This is a genomic window from Pseudomonas fluorescens (genome assembly GCF_902498065.1).
Taxonomy (GTDB): Bacteria; Pseudomonadota; Gammaproteobacteria; order Pseudomonadales; family Pseudomonadaceae; genus Aquipseudomonas; species Aquipseudomonas fluorescens_BJ.
Window position 1 is genome coordinate 208,622 of the sequence record NZ_CABVIR010000002.1, and the last position, 13,266, is coordinate 221,887.

General features: G+C 58.9%; 16 protein-coding genes. 7 read left to right on the forward strand and 9 right to left on the reverse strand.

Annotated elements, in window-relative coordinates:
• Positions 1 to 35: 35 nt before the first annotated feature.
• Positions 36 to 1,088, forward strand: a complete 1,053-nt coding sequence (gene recA / locus F8N43_RS10170) for a recombinase RecA (RefSeq protein ID WP_007907270.1) — start codon at positions 36 to 38, stop codon at positions 1,086 to 1,088.
• Between the two features lie 8 nt (positions 1,089 to 1,096).
• Entirely contained in the window at positions 1,097 to 1,564 is a 468-nt protein-coding gene (gene recX / locus F8N43_RS10175; RefSeq protein ID WP_017336759.1) for a recombination regulator RecX, read from the forward strand.
• A 44-nt stretch (positions 1,565 to 1,608) separates the two neighbouring features.
• Here the strand turns inward: recX and F8N43_RS10180 are convergent, their stop codons facing one another.
• Positions 1,609 to 2,727 carry a TIGR00730 family Rossman fold protein gene (locus tag F8N43_RS10180; protein WP_150653711.1) on the reverse strand — a complete coding sequence of 373 codons (1,119 nt, stop codon included), beginning with the start codon at positions 2,725 to 2,727 and terminating at the stop codon, positions 1,609 to 1,611.
• Positions 2,728 to 3,093: 366 nt separating this feature from the next.
• Between F8N43_RS10180 and F8N43_RS10185 the strand changes: the two genes are divergently transcribed.
• Positions 3,094 to 3,294 (forward strand): hypothetical protein, encoded by a 201-nt coding sequence (locus tag F8N43_RS10185; RefSeq protein ID WP_150630769.1) that lies wholly within the window; start codon positions 3,094 to 3,096, stop codon positions 3,292 to 3,294.
• A 1-nt stretch (position 3,295) separates the two neighbouring features.
• On the opposite strand, the gene F8N43_RS10190 is transcribed toward F8N43_RS10185, so the two are convergent.
• Entirely contained in the window at positions 3,296 to 3,721 is a 426-nt protein-coding gene (locus F8N43_RS10190) for a PA3611 family quorum-sensing-regulated virulence factor (protein WP_150630768.1), read from the reverse strand.
• Positions 3,722 to 3,908: 187 nt separating this feature from the next.
• Here F8N43_RS10190 and F8N43_RS10195 point away from each other — a divergent pair, with 187 nt between their 5' ends.
• The 3 genes from F8N43_RS10195 to F8N43_RS10205 all read left to right on the forward strand — a co-directional run bounded on the left by F8N43_RS10195 (position 3,909) and on the right by F8N43_RS10205 (position 5,950).
• Positions 3,909 to 4,652 (forward strand): tRNA-uridine aminocarboxypropyltransferase, encoded by a 744-nt coding sequence (locus tag F8N43_RS10195; protein ID WP_150630767.1) that lies wholly within the window; start codon positions 3,909 to 3,911, stop codon positions 4,650 to 4,652.
• A gap of 209 nt (positions 4,653 to 4,861) precedes the next feature.
• Complete coding sequence (erdR, locus tag F8N43_RS10200) at positions 4,862 to 5,512, forward strand: response regulator transcription factor ErdR (protein WP_017336764.1); 651 nt, start codon at positions 4,862 to 4,864, stop codon at positions 5,510 to 5,512.
• Positions 5,513 to 5,587: 75 nt separating this feature from the next.
• Positions 5,588 to 5,950, forward strand: a complete 363-nt coding sequence (locus F8N43_RS10205) for a diacylglycerol kinase (protein WP_150630766.1) — start codon at positions 5,588 to 5,590, stop codon at positions 5,948 to 5,950.
• On the opposite strand, the gene F8N43_RS10210 is transcribed toward F8N43_RS10205, so the two are convergent.
• A complete protein-coding gene (locus F8N43_RS10210; protein WP_150630765.1) occupies positions 5,947 to 6,873 on the reverse strand; it encodes a LysR family transcriptional regulator in 927 nt (308 codons plus the stop codon). The two genes, F8N43_RS10205 and F8N43_RS10210, sit on opposite strands and share 4 nt — an antisense overlap.
• 122 nt (positions 6,874 to 6,995) lie before the next feature.
• Here F8N43_RS10210 and fpr point away from each other — a divergent pair, with 122 nt between their 5' ends.
• Positions 6,996 to 7,775, forward strand: coding sequence for a ferredoxin-NADP reductase (fpr, locus tag F8N43_RS10215; RefSeq protein ID WP_003443014.1), 780 nt, complete (start codon positions 6,996 to 6,998; stop codon positions 7,773 to 7,775).
• Between the two features lie 132 nt (positions 7,776 to 7,907).
• On the opposite strand, the gene tsaA is transcribed toward fpr, so the two are convergent.
• From tsaA to rimO, 6 genes are all read right to left on the reverse strand, one after another.
• A complete protein-coding gene (gene tsaA, locus F8N43_RS10220) occupies positions 7,908 to 8,606 on the reverse strand; it encodes a tRNA (N6-threonylcarbamoyladenosine(37)-N6)-methyltransferase TrmO (protein WP_150630764.1) in 699 nt (232 codons plus the stop codon).
• A gap of 169 nt (positions 8,607 to 8,775) precedes the next feature.
• Positions 8,776 to 9,546, reverse strand: coding sequence for an SDR family oxidoreductase (locus F8N43_RS10225; RefSeq protein WP_150638848.1), 771 nt, complete (start codon positions 9,544 to 9,546; stop codon positions 8,776 to 8,778).
• A 189-nt stretch (positions 9,547 to 9,735) separates the two neighbouring features.
• A complete protein-coding gene (locus F8N43_RS10230) occupies positions 9,736 to 10,212 on the reverse strand; it encodes a DUF1456 family protein (RefSeq protein ID WP_150630762.1) in 477 nt (158 codons plus the stop codon).
• Positions 10,213 to 10,288: 76 nt separating this feature from the next.
• Positions 10,289 to 10,999 carry an rRNA pseudouridine synthase gene (locus F8N43_RS10235; RefSeq protein WP_150630761.1) on the reverse strand — a complete coding sequence of 237 codons (711 nt, stop codon included), beginning with the start codon at positions 10,997 to 10,999 and terminating at the stop codon, positions 10,289 to 10,291.
• Positions 11,000 to 11,184: 185 nt separating this feature from the next.
• Positions 11,185 to 11,658, reverse strand: coding sequence for a GNAT family N-acetyltransferase (locus tag F8N43_RS10240; protein WP_150638846.1), 474 nt, complete (start codon positions 11,656 to 11,658; stop codon positions 11,185 to 11,187).
• A 113-nt stretch (positions 11,659 to 11,771) separates the two neighbouring features.
• Positions 11,772 to 13,109: a 30S ribosomal protein S12 methylthiotransferase RimO gene (gene rimO, locus F8N43_RS10245; protein WP_150630759.1), complete on the reverse strand. Its 1,338-nt coding sequence runs from the start codon at positions 13,107 to 13,109 to the stop codon at positions 11,772 to 11,774.
• Positions 13,110 to 13,266: the final 157 nt, after the last annotated feature.

The window sequence follows — 13,266 nt, forward strand, 5'->3', positions numbered from 1 at the left end:
GGCCGTCAGGCCTTATTGATTACGTGAGGACTTTAATGGACGACAACAAGAAGAAAGCCTTGGCTGCGGCCCTGGGTCAGATCGAACGTCAATTCGGCAAGGGTGCCGTAATGCGTATGGGCGATCAGGACCGTCAGGCGATCCCGGCTATTTCCACTGGCTCTCTGGGTCTGGACATCGCGCTCGGCATTGGCGGTCTGCCAAAAGGCCGTATCGTTGAAATCTACGGTCCTGAATCCTCCGGTAAAACCACGCTGACACTGTCGGTGATCGCCCAGGCGCAAAAAGCCGGCGCGACCTGCGCATTCGTCGACGCCGAACACGCCCTGGACCCTGAATACGCCGGCAAACTCGGCGTCAACGTCGACGACCTGCTGGTTTCCCAGCCGGACACCGGTGAGCAGGCCCTGGAAATCACCGACATGCTGGTGCGTTCCAACGCGGTAGACGTGATCATCGTCGACTCCGTAGCCGCCCTGGTACCGAAGGCTGAAATCGAAGGCGAAATGGGTGACATGCACGTGGGCCTGCAAGCCCGTCTGATGTCCCAGGCGCTGCGTAAAATCACCGGTAACATCAAGAACGCCAACTGCCTGGTGATCTTCATCAACCAGATCCGTATGAAAATCGGCGTGATGTTCGGCAGCCCGGAAACCACCACCGGTGGTAACGCGCTGAAGTTCTACGCATCGGTTCGTCTGGACATCCGTCGTACTGGCGCGGTGAAAGAAGGTGATGAAGTCGTCGGTAGCGAAACCCGCGTCAAGGTTGTGAAGAACAAGGTCGCTTCGCCGTTCCGTCAGGCCGAGTTCCAGATTCTTTACGGCAAGGGCATCTACCTGAACGGTGAGATGATCGATCTGGGTGTTCTGCACGGTTTCGTCGAGAAGTCCGGTGCCTGGTATGCCTATGAAGGCACCAAGATCGGTCAGGGCAAGGCCAACTCGGCCAAGTTCCTGGCGGACAACCCGGAAATCGCCGCGAAACTTGAGAAGCAGCTGCGTGACAAACTGCTGACTCCAGCGCCGGACGTTAAAGCATCGCCAGTCAAAGAGACTGCTGATGACCTGGCTGACGCTGATATCTGATTGATCCGATGACCGCCGTACTCGATACTCTCGTCGCGGTGCGGCGAACCGCAATGGACCTGCTCGCGCGACGCGAGCACGGTCGAGTCGAGCTGACGCGTAAACTGCGTCAGCGCGGCGCTCTTCCTGAAATGATCGACACAGCACTCGACCGCTTGACGGAAGAGGGCTTGTTGTCCGAATCCCGTTACCTCGAAAGCTTTGTTTCCTACCGTGCCCGATCCGGCTATGGCCCTTTGCGTATTCGCGAAGAGTTGAGCCAGCGTGGCCTGCAGCGAAGTGACATCGAACTTGCGTTGCGCGAGAGCGGTATCAACTGGCAGGAGCAACTGGAAGACACCTGGCGACGCAAGTTTTCCGGGCATTTACCGATAGACGCCCGGGAACGCGCCAAGCAAGGGCGGTTCCTGAGTTATCGGGGCTATTCCATGGAAATGATCAGCCGCTTGTTCAGCGGCCGAGGGATGGACGATTGACTGAAACGGCTCGCTATTTTGATAGCGGGCCGTTTTTTTTTGCCTCACGTAACCTTTGATGGTTCCCGCGTGCGTTGTTGCGCCTGGGGTTTGGACGGCGCCCAGTTTTCCGGCAGGTTGATGTAATCCACCAATTCGCGCAGGCGTCCATGATCACGGGCGTTGAAGGTGAAAGCCAGGCGAGCGAGGTGGCTGAACTGCGGCTCGTCGTGCTCCTCACCGCTATAGACATGCTGATGGAAGTGATCGCTCAGGCACAGGTCGGCGAAGGCGTGCTGCATGTGTTCCAGCGCATCGTCACTGAGCTGGTGATTCATGCGGATCACGAACTGATGCTTGAGCCAGCGGCTGGAGTGGAAATTGCTGTAGAACTGATTGATCTGTTCCACCGCCTCTTCGGCGCTATAGACCAGACTCACCAGCTTCATGTCGGTGGGCAGGATGTAGCGGTTTTCCTCCAGTTGATGGTGAATGAAGTCCAGGGCGCCTTGCCAGAACTTGCCACCCGGAGCGTCCAGCAGTACCACCGGCACCAGCGGGCTTTTACCGGTCTGGATCAGCGTCAGCACTTCAAGCGCCTCGTCCAGCGTACCGAAACCGCCGGGGCACAAGACCAGCGCATCGGCTTCCTTGACGAAGAACAGCTTGCGGGTAAAGAAAAAGTGGAACGGCAGCAAGTTGGTTGTGCCGTTCACAGTGGGATTGGCATGCTGCTCGAAGGGCAGGGTGATGTTGAATCCCAGGCTGTGTTCAAGGCCTGCACCTTCGTGGGCGGCCGCCATGATACCGCCGCCGGCACCGGTGATCACCATCAGGTCCGAGCGCGCCAATGCAGCGCCCAGCTCTCTCGCCAGGCCATACAGCGGATGTTCTATCGGAGTGCGGGCCGAGCCGAAGACCGTGACTTTGCGTCGCCCGCGGAATTGTTCGAGTACGCGGAAGGCCTGTTCGAGTTCGCGCAGGGCTTGCAGGGTGATCTTGGCGTTCCAGCGGTTGTGATCTTCCTGGGCCATGCGCAGTACGGTCAGGATCATGTCGCGGTAGATCGGAATGTTCGGGCTATTGGGTGAAACCAGGTTGAGTTGCTCTTCGACCTTGCTGATGAGGTCGTGGCCGCTTTCTTCGAAATGACGGCTGAGGAGGTCATTCGGTTGGTAAGGCATCAACTTCTCCTTCCATACAGGCTCTGTTGTTCCTTTGGATGAAGGACACATTCGTATGAAAAAACGCAAACCAGGCAGCCCCTTTTCTGCCCTGAAAAGTGAACGGGAACACTATGAATCTAGACCCTCTCGGTGGTTTTCGCTGACTGGATCATTGCGCTGCAAAGTCTTTCCTGGCAACCGCTTATTGACGATTTGCAAGGTGATTTCACCGCTCGTCTGAACCTGCGGCAAGTGTCCGGCACTCTGATTTACTGAAATACAGGCGTGACACGACATCTTTGCGTCAATGGCAGGGCGCACGGTACAAGCGGTTCAAGGATTTTGTCGCTCAAGCAAGGGCGAAGTGCAAGGAGGCGGGATGCTATGGCCAGAGTCATTCTGGAGATCGATACGCAACTGTATCGATTATTGAAGTCATCGGCCGAGACCAATCATTTGAGTCTTGAAGAGGAGTGCTGCCGGCGTCTGGAGGGAGCCGACCGGCGCTCGCGCTATTTACAGGCGCTGCTGGCCGAACTGCGCGCCGAGGATGAACAGCGGCGCGCCAATTCCCATTCCCGTTGAACTACTTTTTCTTGGCTGGTGTGGCTTTCGGGCAATCCGATTCCTGATAGCTGGCGGAGCCGACCGAGCGGTTGGTCTTCACCTCAGTGAAGTCGTAACGCATGACGGCACCCTTGGCCATCAGTTTGCGGAACGATGGGTTGTTGCACACAGAGGCGCCAAGCTGGAAGTACACCGCTTTCGGATCAGCCCGCATCTTGTTGGCGTGGCTGCTTTGCACACTCAGGTGGTTGATCAACACATTGCCTTCGGCGGTGTAGCCCTGATCGAGAATGTCTTCGTTGATCGCCCGTGGCGTGCCGACGCTGCTTTGTGCGGCGACGTTTCGCAGCTCTCTGTTGAGATTCTGCTCACTCAAGGACGCAGCCTGAGCGCTGAAGGACGACGCCAGCACAATGGCAGCGGTGGGAACGATAAGGCGCAGCATGAAACTCTCCTGGTTCAGTGACTGGTGCTTCGACCAGTCACATGACTGTGCGTTCATTGGCGGCGAATTATAGGGGAGCCCGTCTGGACGGTACAGGCTTGCGCCGGCCGCTCTGGTAAACTGCGGGTCTTTTATCGCCCTGAGTGCCGTTCGTGTCGAGTTTTCCTGTCTGCCGGTGTTACCCACGATGAACCACGCCCCCAACGCCGTGGCCCGCTTGCGCGATCAGCGCGAAGAGGAGGGCATCAAGCCGATTCAGGCCCGAGGCTGGAGGGCGGCGCGTTGCCGTGCCTGCCGCGTGATCGAGAGCCATTGCCTGTGTGCCTGGCGTCCTCAGGTCGAGACCCGCTCGGGCGTGTGCCTGATCATGACCAACAAGGAAGTGTTCAAACCGAGCAACACGGGGTGGCTGATCGCCGATGTAGTGCGCGACAACCATGCATTCATTTGGTCGCGCACGGAAACCGACCCGCAGCTGCTGGCATTGCTCGCCGACCCGCAATGGCAACCGTATCTGGTGTTTCCGGGCGAGTACGTCGAACCAGAGCGGGTGACCAACACCGTCGAAGTCGATAGCAGCAAGCGACCGCTGTTCATTCTGCTGGACGCGACTTGGACCGAAGCCCGGAAAATATTTCGCAAAAGTCCGTATTTCGATGCGCTGCCAATCCTGAGCCTGTTGCCCGAGAAACTGTCACGTTATCGGCTGCGCCGGTCGACTCGCAGCGAGCATTTGTGCACGGCCGAAGTGGCGGCGCTGTGCCTCGATCTGGCCGGCGACGTTGAGGCCGCTTCGGCACTGGACGCTTATTTTGACGTGTTCAGCCAACATTACCTCGACGCTAAACATCAGCTGGAAATGAACGTTGTAACTCCGGCGCATGCGGAGTTGATGCCTTTCGTGCAGAACACCGTGCCTGTCACAGGCTGATTGTCACCCATACTGCAAAGATCTGTAGCGGCCAGGCACCTTGACCACCCTGGTTTCGCTGGGCATGCTTGGCGCCGATTGGGGCGCGGCCAAAGTTTGATACGCCGTATTCTTTACGTGATTGCCACGTGATTGGCGTTGAACGTGCCCTGTTGGTGCAGCTCCGTGGCTGCACCTCGAGTTGTTAGAAGAACAGGATCATTTGAAAAATGGCCACATACGAAATCCTGATTGCCGATGACCACCCTCTTTTTCGTAGCGCCCTGCATCAAGCGTTGACCCTGGGCCTAGGCCCGGACGTCCGGCTGGTGGAAGTGGCGAGCATTGCCGAGCTGGAAACCCGCCTGGACGAAAAGTCCGACTGGGACCTGGTGTTGCTGGACCTGAATATGCCGGGCGCCTACGGTTTTTCCGGGCTGGTGCTGTTGCGTGGTCAGTACCCGCAAATTCCGGTGGTGATGGTGTCGGCCCAGGAAGAGGCCTCGATCATGGTCAAGTCCCGTGAGTTCGGGGCCAGCGGTTTCATTCCTAAATCGAGTGACCTGAGCGTGATCCAGAAAGCCGTACGTGCGGTGCTGGATGGCGATGTGTTCTGGCCGCCCCAGGCGTTTGAAGCGGTCAGCGTTTCCGACGAAGCAAAGGCCGCCAGTGAAGGCCTGGCCAGCCTGACTCCCCAGCAATTCCGGGTGCTTACGATGGTCTGCGAAGGCTTGCTGAACAAGCAGATTGCCTATGAACTGAGCGTGTCCGAGGCGACGATCAAGGCCCACGTCACGGCGATTTTTCGTAAGCTGAATGTGCGGACCCGAACTCAGGCGGCGTTGCTTCTGCAACAACTTGAGTCAATTTCAAGCCACTAAGCGTTGGCGTCTTCACGCTTTTTTGACTTTGGTTGGTCTAGCTTTCCCACTCCTTTTTGGTCAGTTGCCACGCTTATGTCCCCTTTCAAAGGCCAGACCGGCCTGAAACGCATCCTCAACGCTTCCGGTTACTCGCTGGACGGCCTGCGCGCAGCCTTCACCGGTGAAGCGGCTTTCCGGCAACTGGTGTTGCTCAATGTCATCCTGATCCCGATTTCGTTCTTTTTGAACGTCAGCCGCGTCGAGCAGGCACTGCTGATTGCCGTCTGTTTGTTGGCGTTGATCGTCGAGTTGCTCAATTCGGCGGTGGAAGCGGCCATTGACCGCATCTCCCTTGAACTGCACCCGCTGTCCAAGAACGCCAAGGACATGGGCAGCGCCGCACAGCTGGTGGCGTTGACCATGATCGGGCTGGTGTGGGCGGTGATCCTGCTTTAAGCGATGGTGGGCAACACGATCTCGTCGCTGCGCTGAACCCCGGCGGTGAAAGCGCGGCACAGGTCGAGGAATTCGCGCATCGCCGAGGTCTGATATTTCTGTTTGTGCCAGATGAAGTAGAACTGCCGCGCCAGGTCCAGATCCGGTGTCTCCACCGGCACCAGGCTGCCGCGTCGGAACGCATCGCGCAGGGCCAGCCGTGAAATGCAGCCAATGCCCAATCCCGACTCCACCGCGCGCTTGATCGCTTCAGTGTGTTCCAGCTCCAGGCGGATATTCAACGCGCTGCGATGGTGACGCATGGCCTGATCAAAGGTCAGCCGCGTACCAGAGCCTTGTTCACGCAGGATCCATGCCTCATGGCTCAGTTCCTCCATGCTCGCCGTGCCACGAATGGCCAGCGGATGCTGCGGCGCACAGAACACCACCAGCTCGTCCTCGACCCAACTCTGTACTTCGATGTCCGGATGGCTGCAGTCGCCTTCGATTAGACCCAGATCAATTTCATAGTGGGCAACTTGCTGCACGATGTTGGCAGTGTTTTGCACGTGCAGCTTCACTTGGCTTTCCGGGTGGAGCTGCATGAAGCTGCCGATCAGCAACGTGGCCAGGTAGTTGCCGATCGTGAGGGTCGCGCCGACCGCCAACGAGCCGAAACCGGACTTGCCGTTAAGCAGGTCCTCGATTTCCTTGGCCTGGTCGAGCAGCGCCACCGCTTGCGGCAATAGCTGTTTGCCGAGGGCGTTAAGACTTAGCCGTTTACCGGCGCGGTCGAACAGCTGGCAGCTGGACTGGCGCTCCAGTTCGGTGATCGAGGTGCTGGCCGCTGATTGCGACAGGTTGAGCAGGCCCGCAGCACGGGATACGCTTTCCTGCTGGGCGACGGCGACGAAGACTTGAAGTTGACGGAGAGTAAATCGCATATCTATATAACCGATAACCCTTATCTTAATAATCCATTTAACAGATATTGTCGCTGCCATTAGAATGCGATGCAATTGCGCATATCGCCGGCGCAGGCAAAATCTCCAGGAGTCCCACGTACATGAGCAACATGAACCACGAGCGTGTCCTCAGTGTTCACCACTGGAACGACACTCTGTTCAGCTTCAAGTGCACCCGCGATCCGGGTCTGCGCTTCGAGAACGGTCAGTTCGTGATGATCGGCCTGCAACAGCCCAACGGCCGGCCGCTCATGCGCGCTTACTCGATTGCCAGCCCGAACTGGGAAGAGCATCTCGAGTTCTTCAGCATCAAGGTGCCTGATGGCCCGCTGACTTCCCAGTTGCAGCATCTGAAGGAAGGCGACGAGATCATCATCAGCAAGAAGCCTACCGGCACGCTGGTACTGGACGACTTGAAGCCTGGCAAACATTTGTACCTGCTCAGCACCGGTACCGGTCTGGCGCCGTTCATGAGCGTCATTCAGGACCCGGAAACCTACGAGCGTTTCGAAAAAGTGATCCTGTGCCACGGCGTACGTTACGTCAACGAAGTCGCTTACCGCGAGTTCATCACCGAACACCTGCCGCAGAACGAGTTCTTCGGCGAGGCGTTGCGTGACAAGTTGATCTACTACCCGACCGTGACCCGCGAGCCGTTCGAGAACGAAGGTCGCCTGACCGACCTGATGCGCAGCGGCAAGCTGTTCAGCGATATCGGCCTGCCACCGATCAACCCGCAGGACGACCGCGCCATGCTGTGCGGCAGTCCGAGCATGCTCGACGAAACCAGCGAAGTGTTGAACAGCTTCGGCCTGAAGGTTTCGCCGCGGATGCGCGAGCCGGGTGATTACCTGATCGAGCGTGCGTTCGTCGAGAAATAAGAACGCCGCTCAACTGCTTTGCTCTACCTGTGGGAGCGAGCCTGCTCGCGATGGGGGAGTGTCAGTCGACATCAATGTTGACTGTCACTCCCCCATCGCGAGCAGGCTCGCTCCCACAGTTGTTTTTGGTGTTCAGACCTTCGCCGAAATGACTTCGAGAACGCGGATCATGCCTGCTTCGGGATAATGCCATCGCACATCCACATCCCAGAACTGCGCCCCATATTCGCGTTCAGGCGCAGGCGTCTGATACGCCGGCCGTGGATCTTGCGCCAGGCACTGTTCAATCAACTCCACCAACGGCTCTTCAAGACGCTGAGCGTGGCCATGAGCCTGTTGCAGCGCTGAGTCCGTCCACTGCACGGGAATCAGTTGCGGCGCCGCGCTGGCGATGCTGTTGGACGCCGTGTCGATGATGTCGGCGTAAGGCACGTAGGGTTTGATGTCGAGAATCGGCGTGCCGTCCAACAGGTCGATGCCGGATATCCACAGGCGATGGGCTTCAACCTTGTCCAGCTTCACAACGGATTGACCGATGCCATTGGGCCGATGCGTCGCGCGGGTGGCGAACACGCCCATGGACTTGTTGCCGCCGAGGCGAGGCGGGCGGACTTTCAGGCGTGGCTTTTCTTCCAGGGCCTGATGGAACAGGAACAGCAGCCAGACGTGACTCACCTGCTCCAGACCTTGCACCGCATCGCCCTGATCGAACGGCGCCACCAGTTCCAGCACGCCACGCGCGGCGGGTGCCAGTTGCGGCTGGCGCGGGATGGCGAACTTCTCCTTGAAGCAGGAGCGCACGAAGCCGATGGGGGAAACGCTGTAGGTCATGGTTTGCGATCGAGGCGGGATGGGGGCGGGCATGATAACCCGATCGACCTCAGGATCGGAGGTGCCTGTCAGTCCGTCATCGCGAGCAGGCTCGCTCCCACAGTGGATCTGTGGTGCTCAGGAGATCCAATGTGGGAGCGAGCCTGCTCGCGATAGCCGCACCACCGATCTAGAGGCTAAACCCACCATCCAGCGGAATAATATTCCCGGTCATATAAGCCCCGGCCGTACTCGCCAGACTGATCGCCAACGCTGCCATCTCTTCCTCGCGGCCCCAACGCTTCATCGGAATCAACGCCGTATCCTCCGCCAGTGCCTGCTCATCATTGCCAATGTGCTGGGTCATCTTGCTCGGGAAACGCCCTGGCGCGATCACGTTGACGTTGATGTGCTGGCTCACCAGTTCCCGCGCCAGAATCCGCGACAATTGATGTAGGGCTGCTTTACTCGGCCCGTAGGCATAAGCCTGTTCGCCGAAGGAAGAAATCCCCGCCACCGAGCCGATGTTGATGATCCGCGCCGGATTGGCTTCTGAGCCGGCCTTGCGCAGCAGCGGCAGGAACTGCTGAATGCAGTTGAACACCGAGGTCACGTTGAGCTGCATGACCTTTTCCCAGCCCTTGATCGGGTAACTTTCCAGCGGCGCCCCCCAGGTGGTGCCGGCGTTGTTCACCAGAATATCCAGATGGCTGATCTGTTCGCCCAGCCAAGTGGCCAGTTGCAGCACGCCCTCTTCAGTGGCCAGGTTGGCGGCCACGCCGTGGCAAACGCCGAAGGCGCGCAACTCTTCAGCGGTTTGCTGACAGGCTTCGGCATCTCGCGCGCAGACATACACCGTTGCGCCGGCCTCGACATAGGCCTTGGCGATCATTTTGCCGATACCACGGGTGCCGCCGGTCACCAGAGCGGTGCGGCCTTGCAGGGAAAAGTACGGGTGCATGGCGAATCCTGAGAGCTGAGGGTCAATACACCCTAGTCTTCAGCCGCCCGAAGCGGAGCCACTATTTTTGCGCGGAATGAACATCTATACAGATTGGCCTGCGAGCGCTTTTGTAGGAGCCGGCTGGCTGGCGATGGCGATCTTCAAAACGCTATCGCCAGCCAGCCGGCTCCTACAGGTCAACGCGCGTCAGGCTTGCTGTGGGCGAACGCGCAGGGTCAGGCCCTTGAGGAAGTTGCGCAGCAACTGGTCGCCGCACGGGCGGTAGTTGGTGTGGCCGAACTTGCGGAACAGCGCGCTCAGCTCAGGCTTGGACACCGGGAACTCGGCGGCCTTGAGGATCGCGTGCATGTCGTCTTCTTTCAGTTCGAAGGCCACGCGCAGTTTCTTCAGGATGATGTTGTTGGTCACCGGCACTTCGATCGGCTGCGGCGGACGGCTTTCGTCCTTGCCACGCTTGAAGATCACCAGGCCATCGAGGAAGTGCGCCATGACTTCGTCCGGGCAGCGTACGAAGCCTTCCTCGTCCTCTTCTTTCTTGTCGAGGTAGGTCAACAGGTCTTCCAGAGACACGTCCATGCCGCCGAGCTTGATGATCTCGATGACTTTCTTGTCGCTGATGTCGAGCATGTAGCGCACGCTGCGCAGTACGTCGTTATGAATCATGGTGTGCAATCCTGATATTCGGCAGTGGGCGCCGCATAAGTCGCGGGGCCAGAATGTGTGGCGGCGTGAAAAGTTCTTAGAACTTCTCTTTGCCGGACAGGTAGCGCCATTGCCCCAACGGCACTTTGCCGATGGACACGCCGCCGATGCGGATGCGGCGGATGGCGACGACCTTCAGGCCGACGGCCTGGCAGAACAGGGCGATCACGCCCGGTTGTGGGTTCTTCATCGCAAAACGCAGGCGGTTTTCGTTCTGCCAGCTGGCTTTGACCGGCGGCAGTTCCTTGCCCTTGTAGGTCAGGCCGTGGTTCAGGCGGTTGAGGCCGTGAGCCACCATCTCGCCTTCAACCTCGACCACATACTCTTGCTCGATTTTCGCGGAGTCGGCGGTGAGTTTGCGCAGGATCTTCCAGTCCTGGGTGAACACCAGCAGACCGCTGGCGTTGGCCTGCAGGTCAGTGCTGGCGGTCAGGCGCAGGAAGTGGCCCTTGAGCGGACGTTTGCTGAAGCGGTGTTCTTCGCTCAGGGTTTCGGCGCTGATGGTGGCCATGGCGGTTTCCGCGTCCATGCCGGCCGCGACGTTGAACAGGATGGTCACCGGCTCCGGCGCGGTGGCCTGGGCCTGCGGGTCGAGCTCGACTTTCTGGTTCTCGACCTTGAACTGCGGCTCGTCGATGACTTCGCCGTCCACGGTGACCCAGCCGCCCTCGATGAACAGCTCAGCCTCCCGACGGGAACAGCCGACGAGTTCGATGAGGCGTTTGGAGAGACGAATCGGGTCAGTCATGACAGGGCCGTAACAAAAAAGGGGTGGGCATTGTACCTGCTGGGCGCCGGTTAATCCCGGCTCCATTTCACCGTTTGGCTTTTTGTGGGAGCTGGCTTGCCAGCGATGCAGACGATGCGGTCTGCCTGTCGGACCGCAGAGATGCCATCGCAGGCAAGCCAGCTCCCACATTGTTCGATGTCGTTTCAGCCATTGCGCGTCAGTTGATGTGTTTGGCGCAACCGCATATGCAACAGCGGATAAGGTTGCCCCATGCCGTCATGCTCGGTGCGGCCGATCACCTCGAAGCCCTGCTTGAAGTAGAATCCCAGCGCCTGCGGGTTCTGTTCGTTGACGTCCAGTTCATCGGCGTTCAGGTGTTCCATGGCGTAACGCAGCAACTGTTTGCCCAGGCCCTGGCCGCGATGAGCGGGGTCGATGAAGAGCATTTCGATCTTGCCCGCCGCGACGCCGGCGAACCCGGTGATGCGCTGGCGCGAGTCTTTGGTGCAGATCAGCATGACCGCGTCGAGGTACCTCGTCAGCACCAGGTTCTTCAACAATTCGATGTAACTGTCCGGCAGAAAGTCGTGGGTGGCGCGCACCGAGGCTTCCCAGACTTGTGTCAGTTCCTGATAGTCGCTCTGTTTCGGCGTGTGGATGACCGAATGTTGGCGCATGGCCGAATGCCCCTTTTTCAGTGATTGGTGCGAGTCCTTTCTCCCACAAAACGATAGACGTAAAAAAGCCCCGCATCTCGTCAAGAGAGCAGGGCTTTTCGTATTTTTTGCGTCTAGATCTGTTCAGCCCACAGGTCGTATTCGTCGGCGTCGGTGACCTTGCACCAGACTTTGTCCCCCGGCTTCAGGTTGCTGCCATTGTCGATGAACACGTTGCCGTCGATTTCCGGGGCATCGAAGAAGCAGCGGCCGACCGCGCCTTGCTCGTCGACTTCATCGACCAGTACTTCGATCTCACGGCCAACGCGCATTTGCAGACGCGCCGAGCTGATGGCTTGCTGGTGCGCCATGAAGCGGTCCCAACGGTCTTGCTTGACGTCGTCCGGCACGATGTCCAGGTCGAGGTCGTTGGCCGGTGCGCCTTCGACCGGCGAGTACTGGAAGCAGCCGACGCGGTCGAGCTGGGCTTCGGTCAGCCAGTTCAGCAGGTACTGGAAGTCTTCTTCGGTTTCGCCGGGGAAGCCGACGATGAAGGTCGAACGGATGATCAGGTCCGGGCAGATCTCGCGCCAGTTCTTGATCCGCGCCAGGGTCTTGTCTTCGAAGGCCGGGCGTTTCATCGATTTGAGGACTTTCGGGCTGGCGTGCTGGAACGGGATGTCCAGGTACGGCAGGATTTTCCCGGCGGCCATCAGCGGGATCAGCTCGTCGACGTGCGGGTACGGGTAAACGTAGTGCAAACGTACCCAGACTCCGAGGGTGCTCAGGGCTTCGCAGAGTTCGGTCATGCGGGTTTTCACCGGCGCGCCGTTCCAGAAACCGGTGCGGTATTTCACGTCGACGCCGTAGGCACTGGTGTCTTGCGAGATCACCAACAGCTCTTTGACGCCGGCCTTGACCAGGCGTTGCGCCTCGTCGAGCACGTCGCCGACCGGACGGCTGACCAGTTTGCCGCGCATCGATGGAATGATGCAGAAGCTGCAGCTGTGGTTGCAGCCTTCGGAAATCTTCAGATACGCGTAGTGGCGCGGGGTCAGCTTGATCCCTTGCGGCGGCACCAGGTCGATCAGCGGGTTGTGATCCTGACGCGGCGGCACGGCGTCGTGCACGGCGTTGACCACTTGCTCGTACTGCTGCGGACCGGTCACGGCCAGCACGCTTGGGTGCACGTTGCGGATGGTGCCTTCTTCGACGCCCATGCAGCCGGTCACGATGACCTTGCCGTTTTCCTTGATGGCTTCGCCGATCACTTCCAGGGATTCGGCCTTGGCCGAGTCGATGAAGCCGCAGGTGTTGACCACCACGACATCGGCGTCCTGGTAGGTGGACACAACGTCATAACCTTCCATGCGCAGCTGGGTAAGGATGCGCTCGGAGTCGACCAGTGCTTTGGGGCAACCCAGGGATACGAAGCCAACCTTTGGATTGGCCGGCGCAGGAGTGGTGGACATGTCTAACCTCGGTATTTGTGACGCCTCCAGCCGAAGACGGCAAGGCGACAAACGGGCACTTGGTGTGCCTCTGATCAAAAAGTGCGCAATTCTAGCGATGACCAACGCACTTGACCAGCTTTATGGAGGGAAATGCGACGAGTGCTGCGCTATGCTT

Excerpts from the sequence above, each read along its gene's own strand:
- recA (WP_007907270.1), top strand. The coding sequence starts at position 36 with ATGGACGACAACAAGAAGAAAGCCTTGGCTGCGGCCCTGGGTCAGATC.
- recX (WP_017336759.1), top strand. The coding sequence starts at position 1,097 with ATGACCGCCGTACTCGATACTCTCGTCGCGGTGCGGCGAACCGCAATG.
- F8N43_RS10180 (WP_150653711.1), bottom strand. The coding sequence starts at position 2,727 with ATGCCTTACCAACCGAATGACCTCCTCAGCCGTCATTTCGAAGAAAGC.
- F8N43_RS10185 (WP_150630769.1), top strand. The coding sequence starts at position 3,094 with ATGGCCAGAGTCATTCTGGAGATCGATACGCAACTGTATCGATTATTG.
- F8N43_RS10190 (WP_150630768.1), bottom strand. The coding sequence starts at position 3,721 with ATGCTGCGCCTTATCGTTCCCACCGCTGCCATTGTGCTGGCGTCGTCC.
- F8N43_RS10195 (WP_150630767.1), top strand. The coding sequence starts at position 3,909 with ATGAACCACGCCCCCAACGCCGTGGCCCGCTTGCGCGATCAGCGCGAA.
- erdR (WP_017336764.1), top strand. The coding sequence starts at position 4,862 with ATGGCCACATACGAAATCCTGATTGCCGATGACCACCCTCTTTTTCGT.
- F8N43_RS10205 (WP_150630766.1), top strand. The coding sequence starts at position 5,588 with ATGTCCCCTTTCAAAGGCCAGACCGGCCTGAAACGCATCCTCAACGCT.
- F8N43_RS10210 (WP_150630765.1), bottom strand. The coding sequence starts at position 6,873 with ATGCGATTTACTCTCCGTCAACTTCAAGTCTTCGTCGCCGTCGCCCAG.
- fpr (WP_003443014.1), top strand. The coding sequence starts at position 6,996 with ATGAGCAACATGAACCACGAGCGTGTCCTCAGTGTTCACCACTGGAAC.
- tsaA (WP_150630764.1), bottom strand. The coding sequence starts at position 8,606 with ATGACCTACAGCGTTTCCCCCATCGGCTTCGTGCGCTCCTGCTTCAAG.
- F8N43_RS10225 (WP_150638848.1), bottom strand. The coding sequence starts at position 9,546 with ATGCACCCGTACTTTTCCCTGCAAGGCCGCACCGCTCTGGTGACCGGC.
- F8N43_RS10230 (WP_150630762.1), bottom strand. The coding sequence starts at position 10,212 with ATGATTCATAACGACGTACTGCGCAGCGTGCGCTACATGCTCGACATC.
- F8N43_RS10235 (WP_150630761.1), bottom strand. The coding sequence starts at position 10,999 with ATGACTGACCCGATTCGTCTCTCCAAACGCCTCATCGAACTCGTCGGC.
- F8N43_RS10240 (WP_150638846.1), bottom strand. The coding sequence starts at position 11,658 with ATGCGCCAACATTCGGTCATCCACACGCCGAAACAGAGCGACTATCAG.
- rimO (WP_150630759.1), bottom strand. The coding sequence starts at position 13,109 with ATGTCCACCACTCCTGCGCCGGCCAATCCAAAGGTTGGCTTCGTATCC.